A 17,507-nucleotide genomic window follows, 5' to 3' on the forward strand; every position below is an offset into this window, starting at 1 on the left:
GGGGTGGATCGCACCGAGCTCGGCGCCGTGCTGCGCACCTGGCGAGAACGGCTGCAGCCGTCCGACGTCGGAGTGCCGGCCGGGGTGCGCCGCCGCACCCCGGGGCTGCGCCGCGAGGAGGTCGCCGGGCTCGCGGGCATGTCGGTCGACTACCTGACGCGCCTGGAACAGGGCCGCGGCCCGCATCCGTCCGACGCGGTGCTCGGCGCGCTCGCCCGGGCGCTGCGGATCACGGACGCCGAGCGGGACCACCTGTTCCGGCTCGCCGGTGGCAGCCCGCCGCTGCCCGGCAGGATCCGCACCGCCGTGCGCCCCAGCGTGCTGCGGCTGCTCGACCGCTTCACCGACACCCCCGCGCTGCTGCTCGACGCCAAGACCGACGTGCTGGCGTGGAACCCCATGGCGGCGGCCCTGCTGGGAGACATGTCGGCGGTGCCGCTGGCCGAGCGCAATGTGGCCCGCCAGGCCTTCCTCGGCAGCCCGCGGGTCGGCGGCACCCGGGTCGGCGGCGACGACGGCCGGCGCGAACGGTTGGACCGGGCACTCGCCTGCGACCTGCGTCGGGCCTCGGGACGCTATCCCGACGACCCCACGCTGGCCGCGCTGATCCGCGAGCTGCGCGCGGGGAGCGAGCGCTTCGCGCGGATCTGGGAGCTTCGCGAGCTCGACGAGCGGCACGGCGAGACGAAGGTGCTCCACCATCCCCAGCTCGGCGAGATCGAGCTCGACTGCGACGTACTGCACGTCCGGGACGACGACCAGGTGCTGATCGTCTACTCGGCGGCCCCCGGCAGCAGCGGCGCGCAGGCGCTGGACCTGCTGCGGGTCGTCGGGCTGCAGGAGATGGGCACGGCCGGGCAGCGATCCTGATCGGTTAGGCTGACCAGGACGTGTCAACGGGCACTGACTCATCCGGGAGGAGCGACCGATGACGGCCCCCGATCTCGCGTTCGACGCGCTGGCCGATCCGGTCCGCCGGGAGATCCTCGGTGTGCTCGCCGAGCGCGAGGAGTGCAGCGCGGGTGAGCTCTCCGACGCGATCCAGCGCGTGGGCCGCACCGCCGTGTCGAGCCACCTGCGCGTGCTGCGCACCGCGGGCCTGATCGCGGAGCGCCGTACCGGCCGGTTCCGGTACTACTCGGTGGACGCCACCGGCCCCGCGCAGGACGTGATCAAGCTGTTGCAGGAGCTGTTCCAGAGCTCGCTCGCCGAGGTGCAGGCCGCGGCCGAGTCGGCATCCGGCGCCACGATGCAGAGCCGGACCGGCTGACGTCGGGCGCGAACCATGGGGACTGATTTCCGCCGATGTGCGCTCACGCATTGACGTGAATTCCGGGGGCTCCCTACTGTCGCCAGCACCGTTTCCCGGTGCCGATCGCGAGGATCCCCATGCCCATCATCCCGCCGGATCACGACACCCTCTCCCAGGTCGCGCAGCGCTACGGGCTGGGCCTCTCCGGCGCCGACATCGAGTCGTTCACGCCGTTCGTCCACGGGCTGCTCGCGTCCTGGGACGCCGTCGAGGAGCTCTACGCGGCCTCGGCCCCGACTGCCCCGGACCGCAAGTGGACGCGTCCTACCGCCGCCGACAACCCGTTCAACGCCTGGTACGTGACGTGTGAGGTGACCGGCTCCGGTGAGGGGCCGCTGGCCGGGCGCACCGTGGCGGTCAAGGACAACACGTCCGTCGCGGGGGTGCCGCTGATGAACGGCTCCGCCACGGTCGAGGGCTTCGTGCCGCGCCGCGACGCCACGATCGTCTCCCGGCTGCTCGCCGCGGGCGCGACGATCGCGGGCAAGTCCGTGTGCGAGGACCTCTGCTTCTCCGGTGGTTCGCACACCGCCCGCACCGGTTCGGTGCGCAACCCCTGGGACGAGACGCGCAGCACGGGTGGGTCGTCCTCGGGGAGCGCGGCACTGGTGGCGGCCGGCATCGTCGATCTCGCGACCGGCGGTGACCAGGGCGGCTCGATCCGGATGCCGGCTTCGTTCACCGGGATCGTCGGGCACAAGCCGACCCACGGTCTGGTGCCCTACACCGGCGCGTTCCCGATCGAGTCCACGATCGACCATCTCGGTCCCATGACCCGCACCGTCACCGACGCGGCACTGATGCTCGGCGTGCTCGCCGGACCGGACGGCCACGACCCCCGCCAGCCGCGCTCGCTGGCACCCGTCGACTACGTGGCAGCGCTGGCACAGGGCGCGCAGGGCCTGCGGGTGGGCGTGGTGACCGAGGGGTTCGCCCGCCCCAACTCCACGGCCGCTGTCGACGACGCCGTGCGCAGTGCCGTCGAGACGCTGCGCGGCGCCGGGCTGGTCTGCGAGGACGTCTCGATCCCCTGGCACCTCGACGGCGCGAAGGTCTGGGACGTGATCGGCACCGAGGGTGTCGTCGCGCAGATGGTGGACGCCAACGGCTACGGCATGAACTGGAAGGGGCAGTACGACCCGGAACTCGTCGCGCACTACGGCGCGCAGTGGCGCCGCGACGGCAGCCGCTTCTCCGAGACCGTCAAGATGGTGCTGCTGGCCGGCCGCCCGATGATCGACGCCCACCACGGCGCGCACTACGCGATGGCGCGCACGCTCGCCGTCGAGCTCGCGGCGGCCTACGACGAGGCGCTGTCGCGCTACGACGTGCTCGTCATGCCGACCACACCGATCCAGGCCAGCCTGCTGCCCGCGGCCGACGCATCGCGCGAGGAGATCATCGCAAGGGCGCTGGAGATGATCGGCAACACCTGCGTGACGGACGTGACCGGCCATCCGGCCTGCAGCGTGCCCGCCGGGCTGGTGGACGGGCTGCCGACCGGGATGATGATCATCGGGCGACAGTTCGACGACGCCACGGTGCTGCGGGTGGCCCACACGTTCGAGCAGGCGGTGGGTGGCTTCCCGACGCCGCCGGGGGTGTAGCGCCGGTCCCGGCGCGCCGTTGCAGGAAGCTACCGCTTCGCCAGGTACCCCTGCAGGTCCTTCAGCACCTGACCCGCTCCCGTCGGGCCCAGCCCCAGGAACCAGACCTCGTCGTTGACGGCCTGCACGTGCCCGGCCTTCACCGCCGACAGTCCGGCCCAGAGCTGGCCGTTGACCACGGCGTTCTGGTCGGTGCCTGCGGGTGGGCCGTAGCTGGCGTAGAAGATCCAGTCGGCGTCGGCCTCGTTGATGCGTTCGGTGGAGATCTCCGTCGCGAGCTCGTCGATGTCCTGGATCTTCGGTCGGGCGAGCCCCACGTCCTCGAGGATCACCCCGAGGAACGACAGGTTGCCGTAGAGGCGGAGCCGTCCCGGCATGAAGCGGACCAGCGAGATCGTCGGGGCGCCGGTGAGCTCGGCCTTCACCTCGTTGGCCGCGGTCTGGTAGTCGTTGAGCACCTGCACGGCCTTGGTCTCCTCGCCGAGCGCGGAGCCCACGAGCAGGAAATCCTCCTTCCACGGGAACCCGGGCCGGATGCTGAACACGGTGGGCGCGATGGTGGAGAGCTTGTCGTAGAGCTGGTCGGCGCGCAGCTTGCTGCCCAGGATCAGGTCCGGCTTCGCCGCGGCGATCGCCTCCAGGTTCAGCGAGTTCTGCTCACCGATCGTGGGGATGCCCTTGGCCGCGGGCAGGTAGGAGGGCACGGTCGCGTTCGTGGTGGCGGTGGCGACCGGGGTGACGCCCAGTGAGAGCACGGCATCGAGCTCACCGGCGTCGAGCACCACCACCCGGGTGGGCTTCGCGGGGACCTTCGTGGTGCCACGGGAGTGCGTGATGGTGCGCGGGAAGACCCCGGGGCCGACGTCGGCACCGAACTTGGCCGTCTCCGCATCGGCCGTGGCGAACAGCCTGCCGCCGGTGGCGACGTCGGCATTGCCGGCCCCCGCGTCGGCCTGGATCGTGCCGCCACACCCCGCCACCACGACGGCCAGCACGGCGACGACCGCCGCGAGTACGCGGCCACCCTGTCGATTCATGAGGGGAGCCTAGCCTCAGTTCGCCCTGCAACTACATCAGCGTTGCGTCACATGTCCCGTTTCCGGCGACGAGCGCGACGGCACGACGGGCGCGTCCCAGTCGATGTGGTGCTCGTGCACCCAGCCCGGGCCGCTGCCCACCCTGCGCAGCACCAGCGGCAGCACCGCGTCCCGCAGTGCCCTCCCGATCGGCCCCGCCGCCTTCGCGTTGCTCGTCCGCCTGCCGGCCGCCACGACCTTCTCCACCCGCGTGCGGCGCAGCGACTCGTACGCGGCGAACGCCGCTGCCGTTCCGGGGACGTCGCGCAGGCAGCGTGCCAGCTGCACGGCGTCCTCGATCGCCAGCGACGCACCCTGGCCCGACGAGGGCGACGTCGCGTGAGCCGCGTCACCGATGATCACCATGCGGTCCCGGTGCCAGTGCCGCACCGGAGGCATGTCGTAGGTGGCCCGCCCGACGAGCTCGCCGGGCGTCGACGCGACGAGCGCCGCGGCAGGCGACCGGTCGTCGGCGTAGAGCTCGGCGAGCCACGAGCGCCACTGCGCGGTGGTCATGGCGGCCAGCTCGCCGGGGTCGGGCTCGTCGCGGCGGGACGGGTTGGCGAACCACCAGATCTCCCCCGACGGCGCCACCGCGTAGCCGAAGAACGCCCGCTTGCCGAACACCATCTCGTACCCGCCGGATCCGGTGACGTCCGGCTGCGGCGGCGCGTAGCCCCCGACGTTCAGCACCGGCAGGTAGCGGGCAGGCGCGGCCCCCGGGTCGATGAGCGTGCGGACGCGCGAATGGAGCCCGTCGGCGCCGATCAGGATGTCGGCCTCCGCGGTGGAGCCGTCGGCGAAGGTGACGCGTACCCCGGCGGCCGCGGTGGTGGCATCGACGAGCCGGCGGCCCGTCTCGACCCGGACCCCGCGCCGGGCGGCCTCGTCGCGCAGGCCCGCGTAGAGGTCGGACCGGCGCAACGTCACGCTCACCGTCCCGTCGGGACGCGGGGCCCCGGTGCCCACCTCGCCGAGCAGCTTGCCGCTTCCACTGCGCAGCCGCATCGACGGCGTCGCGAACCCCGCGCCGGCGACGGCGTCGTAGGCATCGACGGCCCGCAGCGCATCGATGCCGTTGATCTGCAGCGTCAGGAACGAGCCGATGTCATCGGCAGGACCCGGATGGGCCTCGTACACCGCCGCCTCGATCCCCGCCCGCCGCAACGCCATCGCGGCAACGGGGCCCGCCACCCCACCACCGATCACCAGTGCCGTGGTCATCATCGCTCCCGGTACGATCACTCGTCCTGCCAACTATCTTGGTACTCCAAATATCTTGGCATCACGAGATATTGTCAAGGGGGCGGTCGTGGAAGCGGACGAGTTGCGGGGACGGGTCGGCGCCGAGGTCGTGCGGTTCATCGCCAGCGTGGTGCTGCACAACCAGGCCGTCGCCCAGCGCATCGGCCTGGGCGCCAGCGACTCCCAGTTCCTGAGCCTGCTCGGCCAGCACGGCCCGCTGACGCCCGGACGGCTCGCGGAGCTGACGGGCCTCACCAGCGGCAGCGTCACCGGGGTGATCGACCGCCTGGAACGCGCCGGCTACGCGCGCCGGGAGCGCGATGCCGGCGATCGACGGAAGGTGCTGGTGGTGCTCGTGCCCGCGGCGATGGCGAGCCTCGGCGAGCACTACCGCGAGCACGCCGAGCACCTGGCGGCCGTGCTCGACACCCGCGACGCCGACGAGCTGCGCGTGATCGCGGCGTTCCTGGCCGACGTCAACGGCGGCGCCGTGTAGGACTCACCACGCTCCCGGCGCCACGCACTTGCCCTCCACCAGCGGCGGCTCGTAGTGGATGTGGCCGCAGCCGCCGGTGTCGGCGCGGCACCGCGTCGTGCGGTGGCCACCGCACAGGCACGGCCGCCAGCCCTCCAGCACCAGGTCCGGGCCGGGCTCGCGGCCGCAGCGCGGGCAGGGCTCACGACGATTGGACATGGGTTCTCCCCGTGGATCGCTCGGTCGGGACGCGCCACGGGGGAAGCGGGGCGAGAAGAGGATAGGCCCTCGATCCCGGCGAGGCCGGGATCACGCGATCGGGACGAACCCCCCAGGACAAACCGGATATCCACTCCTGCACTGGACTTGCACCTGCAAGCAGGGTTCATCCGGGGTTACCGTCACCCGGTCGAGTACGAGCTGTTCGCACGTGAGGCCACCATGACCAGATCCGACGCTCCACCCACCACCACGCTCACCCGCCAGGACAGGACGTCACTCGGCGGCATGTTCGGCTTCATCGCCCTGCTGCACGTGATCGGCTTCGGCGTGCTGATCGCGTTCGTGATCCCGCAGCACTACGACCTGGGCGCCACCGGCATCTACGGCATCGGCGTCGGCGTGCTCGCCTACACGCTCGGCATGCGGCACGCGTTCGACGCCGACCACATCGCCGCCGTGGACAACACCACCCGCAAGCTGATGGCCGACGGCGGACGGCGGCCGCTGTCGGTCGGATTCTGGTTCTCACTCGGCCACTCGACGATCGTGTTCGGGCTCACCTTCCTGCTCGGTCTCGGCGTCAGGGCGCTGGCCGGGCAGGTCGAGGACGACGGCTCGGCACTGCACTCGATCACCGGCATCATCGGCGCGTCGGTGTCGGGGGTGTTCCTGTGGATACTGGGAATCCTGAACCTGGTGGTACTGCTCAACATCATCGGCGTGTTCCGCCGGATGCGCCGCGGCAGTTTCGACGAGACCGAGCTGGAGCACCACCTCAACAGCCGCGGCTTCCTGAACCGCTTCCTCGGTGGGCTCACGAAGTCGATCACCAGGCCGTGGCAGATCTACCCGGTCGGGCTGCTGTTCGGGCTCGGGTTCGACACCGCGACCGAGATCGGACTGCTGGTGCTGGCCGGCGGCGCCGCAGCCTTCAGCCTGCCGTTCTACGCCGTGCTGGTGCTGCCGGTCCTGTTCGCGGCCGGGATGTGCCTGCTCGACACGCTCGACGGCGTGTTCATGAACTTCGCGTACGGATGGGCGTTCGCCAAGCCGGTGCGCAAGGTCTTCTACAACATCACGATCACCGCGCTGTCGGTTGCCGTAGCGCTGATCATCGGCACGATCGAGCTGATCAGCGTGCTCACCGACCAGGCCGGGATCGACTCCGGACCGCTGGCCGCCATCGCGTCGATCCCGCTCGACTACGCCGGGTACGGGATCGTCGCGTTGTTCGTCGCCGCCTGGCTGGTGGCGCTGGCGGTCTGGCGGTTCGGGCGCGTCGAGGAGAAGTGGACGGCAGGGCTGGCGGGGGATCACTCCGTCGCAACGGCCGGGGACTGACGAGCGCCTGAGCACCAGCCCGCTTGACCAGTCAGCCGGGCGGCTCCAGCAGGAGGTCGGCGCCGCGCAGGATCTCGCGGCACAACTGCTCCGGCGGCGCATCGGCGTACATGGCGATCGGGTCGGCGAGCACCGCGATGGCCTGGCTGGCGCGGACCGTCGCCGCGAGGTCGGGGGGCGGGCCCGCCACCAGCCCGGTCGCCCTGATCAGCACGCCGCTGAAGCGCCGGAAGACCGTGGGGTCGGCCAGGAACCCGGAATAGCGCACCTGCGCGCAGGCGGCTACCCCATCGACGTCCGCGGCCCGGCGATCGACGTCGCGGCGCGGATGGGCGTGCTCGACGGGATCCGTGAAGCGAGTGGCGAGACCGAGTGGCTGTCCATCGTGGATGCTGCGGGCCGGCGGGTGTCGGGGATGAACCTGGGCGCCGTGCGCCGTGCCGGGGCGAGCCGGGACGCGGAGCTGACCCGCGGCGATCTGATGCGCATCCTGCACGAGGCGGTCGGCGACAGTGTCGAGTACCGGTTCGGCGGCTGGCCTCCGGGCCCGAGTCGACGTTCGTGCGCCACCCCGGGCTGCACGTCGCCGTGGCCACTGTGGACTCGAGCATGGGCCGGGCGCGGGAGGCCCTGCTGTACTCCACGCCGGGTACCACCGCGGGCGTCTACAACTTCCGCGGCGCCGCGTCGACGATCCTTCCTGACGGGCCAGGGCAGCAGCCTCGGCATGGTCGGCCCCTACCTGCTCGCGGACGAGCTCGCCGCGGCGGGCGGCGACCACCGGATCGCGTTCGCCGCCTACGAGTCCCGGCCGCGACCGCTGGTCACACGGCGCAGCGCGGCATCGCACCCGCAGCGGGCATGCGCATCCCCCGCACCCTCACGACGCTGCGCCTGCGCAACGTCGCGCTGCGGCTCTGGCCGCTGCAGGCCGCGCTCGAGCGCGGCACGCGCAACCACGGTCCGGCACCGCTGCCGGCCTACCCTTGGCCGCAGCGCTCCCCGATCCGCTGACGCCACCGCGTCGGCGCAACGCCTTCTGCCAGGGTGGACGGCATGGCCCGCTCCCCGTCGCTGTCCTGGACCACCGTCGTACCCCCGCTCGCCCTCGTGGTGCTCGCGGCCACCTGGACCGCCCAGCTCGGCGTGGTGCTGGTCGTACTCGTGGCGGTGGTGCTGGCCGCCGCCGTGCTCGCCGCGGTGCACCACGCGGAGGTGGTGGCGCACAAGGTCGGCGAGCCGTTCGGGTCGCTCGTGCTCGCCGTCGCGGTCACGGTCATCGAGGTGGCGCTGATCGTCACGCTGATGGTCTCGGGCGGGCCGGAGACGGCGTCGCTGGCCCGCGACACCGTCTTCGCCGCCGTCATGATCACCGCCAACGGCATCGTCGGTATCTCACTGCTGGTGGGCGCGCTGCGCTACGGGATGACGCTGTTCCACGCCGAGGGCACCGGAGCGGCGCTGGCCACGGTCGCGACGCTGGCCACCACCTGCCTCGTGCTGCCGACGTTCACGGCCAGCACCCCCGGACCGGAGTTCTCCGCAGGGCAGCTGACGTTCGCGGCCATCGCCTCGCTGGCGCTCTACGGCATGTTCGTGTTCACCCAGACCGTGCGCCACCGCGACTTCTTCCTGCCCGTCACCGCGGCGGGCCCGGCCGTCGAGCCCGCCGAGCCCGCCGAGGGTGAGGAGCACGCCCCGCCGCCGTCGACCCGCGCCACCTGGACGAGCCTCGGGCTGCTGCTCGTGGCGCTCGTCGCGGTGGTCGGCCTCGCCAAGATCGAGTCGCCCGCGATCGAGGCAGGCGTGCAGGCAGTGGGCTTCCCGCCCTCGTTCGTCGGCGTCGTGATCGCTCTGCTCGTGCTGGCCCCGGAGACGCTCGCCGCGGTGCGCGCCGCCCGTCGCGAGCGCGTGCAGATCAGCCTCAACCTCGCCTATGGCTCGGCGATGGCGAGCATCGGGCTGACGATCCCGGCCATCGCGATCGCCACGATCTGGCTGCCACAGCCGCTGCTGCTCGGGCTCGGGTCCACGCAGCTGGTGCTGTTCGCGCTGACCATCGTCGTGAGCGTCCTGACGGTGGTTCCCGGCCGCGCCACCCGCCTGCAGGGCGGCATCCACCTGGTGCTGCTGGCGGCGTTCCTGTTCCTCGCGATCAACCCTTGACCCGTGTTCGCGCCAGGGCTCGGTGCCGGCGTCGTCGCCGTCACGCTGGCCGCCGCGGTGCTGCATGCGGCGTGGAACGCGGTCGCCCACGGCATCGGCGACCGCCTCGTCGGCTTCACCCTGATCGGCATCGCCGTCACGGCCATCGCCGGCACCGCGGCGCTGGTGACCGGGCCGCCGCCCCCGCAGGCGTGGCCGTACGTCCTCGTCTCGGCGGCACTGGAGGCGGGCTACCAGCTGATGCTGCTGACGAGCTACCGGCTCGGCGAGTTCAGCCAGGTCTACCCGCTGGCGCGGGGGACGTCGCCGTGGGTCGTCGCGCTGGTCTCCGTCGTCGTGCTCGGCAGGCCGTTGCCGGTGGCGCAGCTGATCGGCGTGCTCGTCGTCTCGGCGGGCCTGATCCTGCTGGTACTGCTCGGCGGCGTGCACCGCGCGCAGCTGCCCGCGCTGGCTGCGGCGTTCGGCACGGGCCTGCTCATCGCCGCCTACACCGTGGTGGACGGGATCGGCGTCACCACAGCCCCGGTACTCACCTACGCCGCGTGGATCTTCCTGCTGCACGGCCCGGTGCTACCGCTGATCGCGCTGGCCCGGCGCGGCCGCGCGCTGCCGGGGCAGCTGCGCCAGCACGCCCTGCTCGGGCTGACCGGCGGCGCGGTGGCACTGGTGGCCTACGGGCTCGTGCTGTGGGCGCAGACGAGCGGCGCGCTGGCCGCCGTCGCGGCGCTGCGGGAGACCAGCATCGTCGTGGGCGCGCTGCTCGGCGCGCTGTTCCTCGGCGAGCGGCTGGGCGCGCGCCGCGCCGTCGCGGCTGCGGTGGTGGCGGCCGGGGCGATCGTGATCAGCACGCTGTGACCCACCGCACTGGGCGTCAGGGCTGGGCGTCAGGGCTGGGGACGGCCCGGGACCGGCGCTCCCGACGGCACGCCGTCGGCGACGTAGGCGTCGTAGAACGGCTCCCAGGCGGCGGTATCGGCATGCGGTCCGTCGGCTGCGGCGCCCGCCACGACCTTGTCGAGCTCGGCGAGGCAGACGCTCCACCCGGCGGCGTTGCGGGCCGTCTCGTCGCGGCTGCCCAGCACGTCGATCATGGTGAGCACGGCTCGCCCGGGTCGGTCACGGCCGCCCACACCCGCTCGATCGGATGCGGGTTGGTGCGCTGGAAGCGCACGGCAGGCCGCCCGTCGTGCTCGAGGTACGTTCCGCGGTCCATCACGTCTCCTTCGGGTCGGGGTGGGCACCGGGGTGGGCATCGAGATGCGCGCCCAGTGCGTCGAGCCGGTCGTTCCACAGGTGGCGGTAGGGCGCGATCCAGGCGTCGAGCTCGGCCAGCCGGGCGGCGTTGATCGAGTAGATCCGCCGCTGCGCCTGCACCTGCACGAGCACCAGCCCGGCGTCGCGCAGCACCCGCAGGTGCTTGGACGCCATCGGCTGGCTCATGCCCAGCGCGTCGACCAGCTCACCCACCGCGCTCGCCTGCCGCCGCAGCACGTCGAGCAGTGCTCGCCGGTTCGGGTCGACCAGTGCCGTCCAGAGCGCCTCCGTCACACCCCGAACATACGTACTCGGCTATGTACGCGTTACGGAATATACGCCCCGGACGTCGAGGAGCCGGCCTCGGCTACGACCCCCGGGTGAAGGGATCCGACCCCGAGGAGTCGCCATGAAGTTCCTGCTCGCACTGCACATGGCCCCCGAGACGTGGGACGCCCGCCGGCTGACCGCGGGACACGGCCGGTTCGTGGACGCGGTCATCGAGTCCGGCGAGCTCATCACGACAGGGACGCTGGCCGCTCCGGCCGGCACCGTGGTGATCCGCGTGCGCGACGGGCGGGCCGACGCGACCACCGGCCCCCACCTCGCGGCCCCCGAGTACCTGGCCTGCTACTACCTGATCGACTGCGAGCACCGCGAACGCGCGCTCGAGATCGCCGCGAACCTTCCCGCCACGACCGTGGAGGTGCGGCCCGTCATGTTCCAGGCCGGCCTGGAGATGTGACGGCCTGCGTCTCGCCCAGCGCGATCACCCGCAGCGAACCCGCAGAGATCCTCGCGGCGGTGGCGGCCACGCTCGGCTGACCGCGCACCCGGCGGATCAGGCGAGCGCGCCGTCGGGCCGATCCACCCTGGCCACCAGCTTCTTCGGGGCCAACACGCAGTAGCTCTCGGTGAGCAGCTCGGCGACCTCGCTCCATTCGACCGGGTCGCCACCGGGCCCGTCGCCCAGCACCATGGCGATCACGTCGCGTCCCCACCCGGCCCAGAAGAACGGCGGCCCGGACTCGACGAGCGCCGCGATCTCCGCGGCCGGGGACCGGAACGTGATCACCACCAGCGGCCCGTCGGCACCCACGGCGCGGGCGTAGGCCTGCGGACGGCCCTCCTCCACCGGGAGCACGTGCGCGAACGTGCGCCTGCGCACCATCCACCGCACCCCGACCCAGGCCCGCTCCTCATGGACCTCCGGCAGCCCCAGGCAGATCGCCCGCAGCGCCGCGAGGACAGCGGACGGAACGTCCCCCGGCTCGTCCACCCGGCACCTCCCCCTCGACTACCGCCGACGGTACCGGGCACCGCTGACAGTTCCGGGGTTCAGCTCAGGGGGACCACCAGTATCCGGTCGTCCTGCGCCACCGGCGAGCCCCGGCCGTCGCGGTTGCTGGTGGAGACCCACAGCGCCGAACCGTCGGGAGTGGTCGCGACGGCGCGCAACCGGCCGAACTGCGCGGCGAGCGACGCCACCGGCGTCCCGGCGACCGCGCCGGACACCGGCACCTGCCACAGCCGCGCGCCCCGCAGCGCCCCGAGCCAGACCGATCCCTTGGCGAACGCGATGCCGCTGGGCGACGCGTCGCTGGTCTTCCACGCCGCCAGCGGATCGACGAACCCGTCGCGGTGCACGGTGCCCTCCACCGTCGGCCAGCCGTAGTTCCCACCGGCGGTGATCCGGTTGACCTCGTCGAAGGTGTCCTGCCCGAACTCCGACGCGTAGAGCGTGCCGTCGGGGGCGAACGCGAGGCCCTGGACGTTGCGATGGCCGTAGCTGTAGACGAGCGTGCCGAACGGGTTGCCCGGCGCCGGCGCACCCGCGGGCGTGACCCGCAGGATCTTGCCGCCCAGGTCGGCGAGGTCCTGGGCCGGGCCGCGACGGCCGGCCTCCCCCGTCGAGACGTAGAGGAGACCGTCGGGGCCGAACGCCAGCCCGCCGCCGTTGTGGATGGCACCCTTCGGGATCCCGGAGACGATCACCTGCTGCGCGGCCCCGTCGACGGTGCCGTCGGCTGCGGCGGTGAGGCGCACGACCCGGTCGTCGGTGGCGGAGGTGTAGAAGACGTAGACCGCACGATCCGTGGCGTACGCCGGGGACAGCGCGACGCCCAGCAGGCCACCCTCACCGGCGGGCACGACGCCTGCGACGGTGCCGACGGGCGTGACGACCCCGGCCGGGGTCACCCGCAGCAAGCGCGCCGACATCCGCTCGGTGACCAGCGCGGACCCGTCGGGCCGGAACGCGATCCCCCACGGCACCTCGAGCCCGCTCGCGAGCACCCGCGGCGCGGTCTGCGGTGCCACCGACGGCACGGCCTCGGCGCCACCGGCGGTCGGAGCGGTCGATGTCACGGGGGCGGCGGACGACGGTGCGGGCGCCGAGCACGCGACGAGTACCAGCAATGCGACAAGTGGGAGGCTCCGGGCAAGTGTGCGCACACCGGGAACGCTAGCGCCGTCGCCGTGAGCCGGCAGTGCAGCGACGCGCCACGCACGAGATCGACGTGGTGCCGAAAATCCGGCCCGATTTCCGCCATGGCGTCGATCTCGTGCGTGATTTCCGAAACGGGCCCGCCGCGGCGCGCCGCCGGTCATGCTTTCGGCGTGGACGACGTGCCGGGCTGGCCCACCGCGTTCCGTGGCTCCGCCGCCGTCGCCGCGGGACTGTCGACCCGTCATCGACTCCGCGGTCCGGGCTACCTGCGGCTCTACCCCGACACGTTCGTCCGCGCCGCGGCCACCCCGCCGAACCTGCGCCTGCGCTCGGTCGCCGCCCACCGCTACCTCGACGGCCGCGGCGTGCTGTCCGGCTACTCGGCAGCGGTGCTGCTGCGCGCCGACTGCGCACCACTCGACGCCCTCCCGGAGATCACCGTCTCGCCCCGTGGCCAGCGCAGCCATCCCGGCCTGCTCCTGCACCGCACCGACCTCGCCCCTGGCGAGATCACGCACGTCGCCGGCATCCCGGTCACCAACCACCTCCGCACCGCCTACGACCTCGCCCGCCGCGGCGACCTCGGGCAGCGCGTCGTCGCCATCGACGCACTCGCCAACCGCGGTGGGTTCCTCCCCGACGTCCTGCTCCACTACGCCGCCCACGGGCTGCGCACCCGCGGCAACGCCGGGGTCGCCGAGGCGCTCGCGCACGCCGATCGTCGGGCGGGGTCGCCGATGGAGACGCGACTGCGCCTGATCATCACCCGCGCCGGGCTCCCCCGTCCCGAGGTGCAGTGGGTGGTGCAGAATCCCGCGGCTCGCAGCGCGATCTGGCTCGACCTCGCCTACCCCGAGCACCGCATCGCCATCGAGTACGAGGGCGGCGACCACACCACGCCCGAGGCGGTCCTGCGCGACGCCGGGCGCTACACCCGGCTCGTCGACCAGGGTTGGCGGATCTACCGCTACACGAAGTACGACATCTACAACGAGCCGGCGCGCATCGTCGCCGACCTGACGCGCGCGCTGGGCCGCTGAACACGCACGAGATCGACGTGGTGGCGGATTTCCGGCCCATTTTCCGCCATGGCGTCGATCTCGTGCGTCGATTTCGCGATGACCTCGACCATCAAGGCTGACCTTCAGCCATTGTCCGTGATCGCGCAACAAGTGCGTGGGTGAGCAGCCCCTGCGCGGCGGTATAGGTGGCCATCGCCGCCGCATCCACCATTCGGCGCCGGTCGCCGCCGAACATCGACGTGGCCACCAGCGCATCGGACACCACGAACAGGGCCCCGCCCAGCGCGAGGCGGCGGCCGTCGGGGCCCCCGATCCGGGTGCCGGTCCCGACGGCGGCCTGGCCCATCGCGCTCACCAGGCAGGCGTAGCCGAGCACGGGAAGGCGCAGTGCGGGTCGGTCGGCGAGCCGGGGCCAGATCGCCGCGCCCGCGACGGCCGTCGTGGCGGCGAATCCCACGGCGGTCACGCTCTCGACACGGGACCGACGAGCCGCCCGCGGCCGTATCCGATGAAGTTCGCGCAGGTAGGCCACGTGTGCTGCCGCGAACCCCGCCACCCCACCGAGCAGTCCGGCATCGCTCTTCGTCATCAGCGCGACGTCACCGACCCAGGAGCCCGCGATCGGGACGGCGACCCGCGGCGCGCCGCCGGCCACCGCCAGCAGCGGCATGAGCGCCGGCTTCGTGAACCGGCGGATCCGGGCCCGGCCCGCCCCAGCCGCGATCGTGTCGGCCGCGGCGGCGATGCTGTACGCGGCCCACCAGCGCCCTCGGTTGGCAGCGTTCTTTCCGGTCATGACCACATTGTCCCCGATACGCAATCGGCCACCACGCCGCGTCATCGACACATCGCTCCCGGTCACCTCCCGCAATGAACCCTTCGGCATTCTTCAATTCTCGCTTAAGCGAGTTGAACAGCATCCGCGAGGAGTCCATGATGAGCCGCCGAGATCGCTCCCCGCCTGCTCGGCACCCCTTTCACGATTCTTGAAAAGAGGAAGCTCCGTGCTGGTCAGGAAGTTGATGCTGGGCGCAGTTCTGGTGCTGGCATCGGTGGCGGCGCTGCCCGCGGTCGCCTCGGCCGCCCCCGCCGCCCGATCCGATGTGCTCACCGGCGGCACCGTGCTGACAACCAACAAGTCGGTGCACTCCGCCGACGGGCGCTACACACTGGTGCAGCAGAGCGACGGCAACCTGGTGCTCTACAGCGCCCCCGGCGTCGCCGCCTGGAGCACGCGCACGCAGGGTGTCGGCGTGCAGACGGTGATGCAGACCGACGGCAACCTGGTGGTCTACTCCGCACTCGGCAAGGCCCTGTACAACACCGAGACCGGGGGCAACCCCGGCGCCGTGCTGGCCGTGCAGAACGACGGCAACCTGGTGATCTACTCGGCGTCCGGCGTCGCGCTGTGGTCACGCCACGTGCTGCTGGGCAAGCTTGCCGCGGGCGGCGTCCTGGAACCGGGCGACGTCGTGCGCTCGCGGTCGCACCAGTGCTACCTGGGCATGCAGGGCGACGGCAACGTGGTGCTCAATCTGACCGTGGGCGACCGGAACCTCTGGAGCTCGCGCACGGCAGGCAACCCCGGCGCCCGGCTGCAGATGCAGGGTGACGGCAACCTCGTGCTCAGCTCGGCCTCGAACAAGCCGATCTGGGACTCCGCCACCGGCCGCAACCCCGGCGCGTGGCTCGGCGTCCAGGACGACTGCAACGCCGTGGTCTACGGGCTGGGCAACAAGGCGCTGTGGAGCACCGGCACCCACGCCTGATCGACCTGCTCCCGTTCACCGCGCCCGATGTGACGCGGACCCTCCCGAACGGGTTGCAGGACTACGAGGACGGGTTGCTGAAGTCCTCCGGCGAGACGTCGTCGAGGAACTCCCGGAATTCCTTCATCTGCTCCTCCGGCGGCGAGTCACCGCCGTCGGGGAACAGTTCCGCGATCGGCTGGCCCACCTCGTCCAGGATCGACTCCGCCATGCCGATCGGCAGGCCCTCCCGCACGGCGAGCGCGAGGACGTCGCTGGGCCGGGCCTCGACGCGCGTACCGGACTCGAACACCAGCTCCGCGGAGTAGGCCCCCTCGACGAGTGCCGTGATCTCGACGCCGACGAGCGGGTGCCCGAGCTGCGCCACGACGGGCACGAGCAGGTCCTGCGTCATGCCCGGCACGCTGTCGTCACGCGGCCCGATCGCGATCACGTCGGCCTGCGGGCGGCGCAGGAAGATCGGGACGCAGCGTTCGCCATCGACCTCGCCGAGCAGCAGCACCGGCTGCCGGGTCCGGGCATGGGTGACCAGTCGCAGCACTCGCATCGCCTGCATCGCGACAGTGTGGGGCACCGGGCGACGGAACGAGCGGATGTGGTGAAACTTGAGACACCTGCGCCCCGAACGGGTTCGGATCTCAGAACAGGACGGGTGCGGCCAGGATCCGGTATTCGGGGTCCAGCCCGGCCGAGCGGGCCACCCGCACCGTGAACCGGACGCCGCCGGGGGCCGCCGTCGAGAACTCCCCGTCGGCGCCGACCCGGCGCCGCAGCCACTCTGCGGTGTCGGCGGCGCCGTCGGCGGAGACGACCGTGGCGAACGCGGTGAACAGCGCGACGGCCTGCGCCCGGTCACCGGTGCGCAGCGTGAACGTGGCCAGGTCGACCCCGCCGGAGCGGCCGGGCGTGACGCTCATCGACCGCAGGTAGGTGGCCTTGTCCGCGCAGCTCAGCGAGCCCCTGGAGCTCGTGTCGCACGCCATCCCGTTGCCCTGCCCGAACCCCTGGAGCGCGGGGACGGCGACACCGGCCATCGTCCTGGCGCTCGCCTGCGCCGGATCCTGCACCTGCAGCGTCGCGCTGTCGGCGGTGAGCAGCTCGAACTTGGCACCGTTGCCGTAGGTCTGCCCGTAGCTCATGTGCAGCCCGGGCACCGGCACGCTCCGGTCCGACGAGATGCGTACCCACTCCGTCGCGCCGGCGAGCTGCGGTTCGGCGAGCACCTGCGGGAGCAACCTGGAGATCAGGGCGTCGGTGGCGGGCTTGGGCACGGGACCACCGGTGGCGCCACCGCCGCCCTCCGGGGGCGATCCGGACACCAGCAGCCCTCCGGTGGTGGCGTCGGCACGCGCCTGGACCGCGACGCTGAACTGCACGCCGCCGTCGCCCGTCGCGAAGCACTGCCAGACCGGCACCGGAGCCTGCGCCGCCTGCCCGCAGTCGTATCCCAGGCTGCGCAGCGCCGCGACCAGCGGTTGCACCGGCTTCGTGGTGACGGCGGGCGGCGGCGGTTCCGAGCCCGGGGTGCCCGGGATCGCGGTGGCACAGCCGACGAGTGCGGAGCCCACG

The 17,507-nt window shown here is 72.4% G+C and carries 23 protein-coding genes; 11 read left to right on the top strand and 12 right to left on the bottom strand.

Annotated features, from left to right (window positions below; translation table 11 throughout):
* Positions 1-3 precede the first annotated feature (3 nt).
* The 3 genes from ACFPFQ_RS21975 to ACFPFQ_RS21985 all read left to right on the top strand — a co-directional run bounded on the left by ACFPFQ_RS21975 (position 4) and on the right by ACFPFQ_RS21985 (position 2,919).
* Positions 4-870: a helix-turn-helix transcriptional regulator gene (locus tag ACFPFQ_RS21975; protein WP_379621701.1), complete on the top strand. Its 867-nt coding sequence runs from the start codon at positions 4-6 to the stop codon at positions 868-870.
* Positions 871-928: 58 nt separating this feature from the next.
* Positions 929-1,270, top strand: a complete 342-nt coding sequence (locus ACFPFQ_RS21980) for an ArsR/SmtB family transcription factor (protein WP_379621703.1) — start codon at positions 929-931, stop codon at positions 1,268-1,270.
* Between the two features lie 119 nt (positions 1,271-1,389).
* A complete protein-coding gene (locus ACFPFQ_RS21985) occupies positions 1,390-2,919 on the top strand; it encodes an amidase (protein WP_379621706.1) in 1,530 nt (509 codons plus the stop codon).
* A gap of 29 nt (positions 2,920-2,948) precedes the next feature.
* Here the strand turns inward: ACFPFQ_RS21985 and ACFPFQ_RS21990 are convergent, their stop codons facing one another.
* The gene (locus ACFPFQ_RS21990; protein WP_379621709.1) at positions 2,949-3,956 is read right to left on the bottom strand and encodes an ABC transporter substrate-binding protein; all 1,008 of its coding nucleotides are present in this window, start codon (positions 3,954-3,956) and stop codon (positions 2,949-2,951) included.
* Between the two features lie 36 nt (positions 3,957-3,992).
* On the bottom strand, positions 3,993-5,219 hold the full coding sequence (locus tag ACFPFQ_RS21995; protein ID WP_379621711.1) for an FAD-dependent oxidoreductase: 1,227 nt from the start codon (positions 5,217-5,219) through the stop codon (positions 3,993-3,995).
* 88 nt (positions 5,220-5,307) lie between these two features.
* On the opposite strand from ACFPFQ_RS21995, the gene ACFPFQ_RS22000 reads away from it, so the two are divergent.
* Positions 5,308-5,736, top strand: coding sequence for a MarR family winged helix-turn-helix transcriptional regulator (locus ACFPFQ_RS22000; protein ID WP_379621713.1), 429 nt, complete (start codon positions 5,308-5,310; stop codon positions 5,734-5,736).
* Between the two features lie 3 nt (positions 5,737-5,739).
* Here ACFPFQ_RS22000 and ACFPFQ_RS22005 read toward each other — a convergent pair whose 3' ends face one another.
* Positions 5,740-5,934 (bottom strand): hypothetical protein, encoded by a 195-nt coding sequence (locus ACFPFQ_RS22005; RefSeq protein WP_379621715.1) that lies wholly within the window; start codon positions 5,932-5,934, stop codon positions 5,740-5,742.
* A gap of 222 nt (positions 5,935-6,156) precedes the next feature.
* On the opposite strand from ACFPFQ_RS22005, the gene ACFPFQ_RS22010 reads away from it, so the two are divergent.
* The gene (locus ACFPFQ_RS22010) at positions 6,157-7,278 is read left to right on the top strand and encodes a HoxN/HupN/NixA family nickel/cobalt transporter (protein ID WP_379621717.1); all 1,122 of its coding nucleotides are present in this window, start codon (positions 6,157-6,159) and stop codon (positions 7,276-7,278) included.
* A 31-nt stretch (positions 7,279-7,309) separates the two neighbouring features.
* On the opposite strand, the gene ACFPFQ_RS22015 is transcribed toward ACFPFQ_RS22010, so the two are convergent.
* Positions 7,310-7,774, bottom strand: a complete 465-nt coding sequence (locus ACFPFQ_RS22015) for a hypothetical protein (RefSeq protein ID WP_379621719.1) — start codon at positions 7,772-7,774, stop codon at positions 7,310-7,312.
* Between the two features lie 365 nt (positions 7,775-8,139).
* Between ACFPFQ_RS22015 and ACFPFQ_RS22020 the strand changes: the two genes are divergently transcribed.
* Genes ACFPFQ_RS22020 through ACFPFQ_RS22030 form a run of 3 tightly spaced genes read left to right on the top strand, consistent with a single transcriptional unit; the run spans position 8,140 to position 10,299 of the window.
* Positions 8,140-8,292, top strand: coding sequence for a hypothetical protein (locus ACFPFQ_RS22020; RefSeq protein ID WP_379621721.1), 153 nt, complete (start codon positions 8,140-8,142; stop codon positions 8,290-8,292).
* A gap of 42 nt (positions 8,293-8,334) precedes the next feature.
* Positions 8,335-9,444 (top strand): calcium:proton antiporter, encoded by a 1,110-nt coding sequence (locus ACFPFQ_RS22025; protein ID WP_379621723.1) that lies wholly within the window; start codon positions 8,335-8,337, stop codon positions 9,442-9,444.
* A 3-nt stretch (positions 9,445-9,447) separates the two neighbouring features.
* Positions 9,448-10,299 carry an EamA family transporter gene (locus ACFPFQ_RS22030; protein ID WP_379621725.1) on the top strand — a complete coding sequence of 284 codons (852 nt, stop codon included), beginning with the start codon at positions 9,448-9,450 and terminating at the stop codon, positions 10,297-10,299.
* Between the two features lie 29 nt (positions 10,300-10,328).
* On the opposite strand, the gene ACFPFQ_RS22035 is transcribed toward ACFPFQ_RS22030, so the two are convergent.
* Genes ACFPFQ_RS22035 through ACFPFQ_RS22045 form a run of 3 tightly spaced genes read right to left on the bottom strand, consistent with a single transcriptional unit; the run spans position 10,329 to position 10,992 of the window.
* Positions 10,329-10,535 carry a hypothetical protein gene (locus tag ACFPFQ_RS22035; protein WP_379621727.1) on the bottom strand — a complete coding sequence of 69 codons (207 nt, stop codon included), beginning with the start codon at positions 10,533-10,535 and terminating at the stop codon, positions 10,329-10,331.
* Positions 10,532-10,657, bottom strand: coding sequence for a hypothetical protein (locus ACFPFQ_RS22040; RefSeq protein WP_379621729.1), 126 nt, complete (start codon positions 10,655-10,657; stop codon positions 10,532-10,534). Before ACFPFQ_RS22040 ends, ACFPFQ_RS22035 begins: the two co-directional genes overlap by 4 nt.
* Positions 10,657-10,992: an ArsR/SmtB family transcription factor gene (locus ACFPFQ_RS22045; RefSeq protein WP_379621731.1), complete on the bottom strand. Its 336-nt coding sequence runs from the start codon at positions 10,990-10,992 to the stop codon at positions 10,657-10,659. Before ACFPFQ_RS22045 ends, ACFPFQ_RS22040 begins: the two co-directional genes overlap by 1 nt.
* Positions 10,993-11,107: 115 nt before the next feature.
* Here ACFPFQ_RS22045 and ACFPFQ_RS22050 point away from each other — a divergent pair, with 115 nt between their 5' ends.
* Positions 11,108-11,443 carry a YciI family protein gene (locus ACFPFQ_RS22050; protein WP_379621733.1) on the top strand — a complete coding sequence of 112 codons (336 nt, stop codon included), beginning with the start codon at positions 11,108-11,110 and terminating at the stop codon, positions 11,441-11,443.
* Between the two features lie 96 nt (positions 11,444-11,539).
* On the opposite strand, the gene ACFPFQ_RS22055 is transcribed toward ACFPFQ_RS22050, so the two are convergent.
* Both ACFPFQ_RS22055 and ACFPFQ_RS22060 read right to left on the bottom strand, forming a co-directional pair.
* On the bottom strand, positions 11,540-11,977 hold the full coding sequence (locus ACFPFQ_RS22055; protein WP_379621736.1) for an MmcQ/YjbR family DNA-binding protein: 438 nt from the start codon (positions 11,975-11,977) through the stop codon (positions 11,540-11,542).
* 59 nt (positions 11,978-12,036) lie between these two features.
* On the bottom strand, positions 12,037-13,065 hold the full coding sequence (locus ACFPFQ_RS22060) for a PQQ-dependent sugar dehydrogenase (RefSeq protein ID WP_379621739.1): 1,029 nt from the start codon (positions 13,063-13,065) through the stop codon (positions 12,037-12,039).
* 252 nt (positions 13,066-13,317) lie between these two features.
* On the opposite strand from ACFPFQ_RS22060, the gene ACFPFQ_RS22065 reads away from it, so the two are divergent.
* The gene (locus ACFPFQ_RS22065) at positions 13,318-14,187 is read left to right on the top strand and encodes an endonuclease domain-containing protein (RefSeq protein WP_379621741.1); all 870 of its coding nucleotides are present in this window, start codon (positions 13,318-13,320) and stop codon (positions 14,185-14,187) included.
* Between the two features lie 91 nt (positions 14,188-14,278).
* Here ACFPFQ_RS22065 and ACFPFQ_RS22070 read toward each other — a convergent pair whose 3' ends face one another.
* A complete protein-coding gene (locus ACFPFQ_RS22070) occupies positions 14,279-14,965 on the bottom strand; it encodes a lysoplasmalogenase (RefSeq protein WP_379621743.1) in 687 nt (228 codons plus the stop codon).
* A 208-nt stretch (positions 14,966-15,173) separates the two neighbouring features.
* On the opposite strand from ACFPFQ_RS22070, the gene ACFPFQ_RS22075 reads away from it, so the two are divergent.
* Positions 15,174-15,938 carry a hypothetical protein gene (locus ACFPFQ_RS22075; protein WP_379621745.1) on the top strand — a complete coding sequence of 255 codons (765 nt, stop codon included), beginning with the start codon at positions 15,174-15,176 and terminating at the stop codon, positions 15,936-15,938.
* A 61-nt stretch (positions 15,939-15,999) separates the two neighbouring features.
* Here ACFPFQ_RS22075 and ACFPFQ_RS22080 read toward each other — a convergent pair whose 3' ends face one another.
* Both ACFPFQ_RS22080 and ACFPFQ_RS22085 read right to left on the bottom strand, forming a co-directional pair.
* Positions 16,000-16,494, bottom strand: coding sequence for a bifunctional nuclease family protein (locus ACFPFQ_RS22080; protein ID WP_379621747.1), 495 nt, complete (start codon positions 16,492-16,494; stop codon positions 16,000-16,002).
* An 82-nt stretch (positions 16,495-16,576) separates the two neighbouring features.
* On the bottom strand, positions 16,577-17,506 hold the full coding sequence (locus ACFPFQ_RS22085) for a hypothetical protein (protein ID WP_379621749.1): 930 nt from the start codon (positions 17,504-17,506) through the stop codon (positions 16,577-16,579).
* Position 17,507 lies beyond the last annotated feature (1 nt).

The sequence above is a fragment of the Pseudonocardia sp. GCM10023141 genome, from assembly GCF_042653605.1.

Excerpts from the sequence above, each read along its gene's own strand:
- ACFPFQ_RS22025 (WP_379621723.1), top strand. The coding sequence starts at position 8,335 with ATGGCCCGCTCCCCGTCGCTGTCCTGGACCACCGTCGTACCCCCGCTC.
- ACFPFQ_RS22020 (WP_379621721.1), top strand. The coding sequence starts at position 8,140 with ATGCGCATCCCCCGCACCCTCACGACGCTGCGCCTGCGCAACGTCGCG.
- ACFPFQ_RS22005 (WP_379621715.1), bottom strand. The coding sequence starts at position 5,934 with ATGTCCAATCGTCGTGAGCCCTGCCCGCGCTGCGGCCGCGAGCCCGGC.
- ACFPFQ_RS22035 (WP_379621727.1), bottom strand. The coding sequence starts at position 10,535 with ATGATCGACGTGCTGGGCAGCCGCGACGAGACGGCCCGCAACGCCGCC.
- ACFPFQ_RS21985 (WP_379621706.1), top strand. The coding sequence starts at position 1,390 with ATGCCCATCATCCCGCCGGATCACGACACCCTCTCCCAGGTCGCGCAG.
- ACFPFQ_RS22040 (WP_379621729.1), bottom strand. The coding sequence starts at position 10,657 with ATGGACCGCGGAACGTACCTCGAGCACGACGGGCGGCCTGCCGTGCGC.
- ACFPFQ_RS22050 (WP_379621733.1), top strand. The coding sequence starts at position 11,108 with ATGAAGTTCCTGCTCGCACTGCACATGGCCCCCGAGACGTGGGACGCC.
- ACFPFQ_RS21980 (WP_379621703.1), top strand. The coding sequence starts at position 929 with ATGACGGCCCCCGATCTCGCGTTCGACGCGCTGGCCGATCCGGTCCGC.
- ACFPFQ_RS22080 (WP_379621747.1), bottom strand. The coding sequence starts at position 16,494 with ATGCAGGCGATGCGAGTGCTGCGACTGGTCACCCATGCCCGGACCCGG.
- ACFPFQ_RS21990 (WP_379621709.1), bottom strand. The coding sequence starts at position 3,956 with ATGAATCGACAGGGTGGCCGCGTACTCGCGGCGGTCGTCGCCGTGCTG.
- ACFPFQ_RS21995 (WP_379621711.1), bottom strand. The coding sequence starts at position 5,219 with ATGACCACGGCACTGGTGATCGGTGGTGGGGTGGCGGGCCCCGTTGCC.
- ACFPFQ_RS22010 (WP_379621717.1), top strand. The coding sequence starts at position 6,157 with ATGACCAGATCCGACGCTCCACCCACCACCACGCTCACCCGCCAGGAC.
- ACFPFQ_RS22070 (WP_379621743.1), bottom strand. The coding sequence starts at position 14,965 with ATGACCGGAAAGAACGCTGCCAACCGAGGGCGCTGGTGGGCCGCGTAC.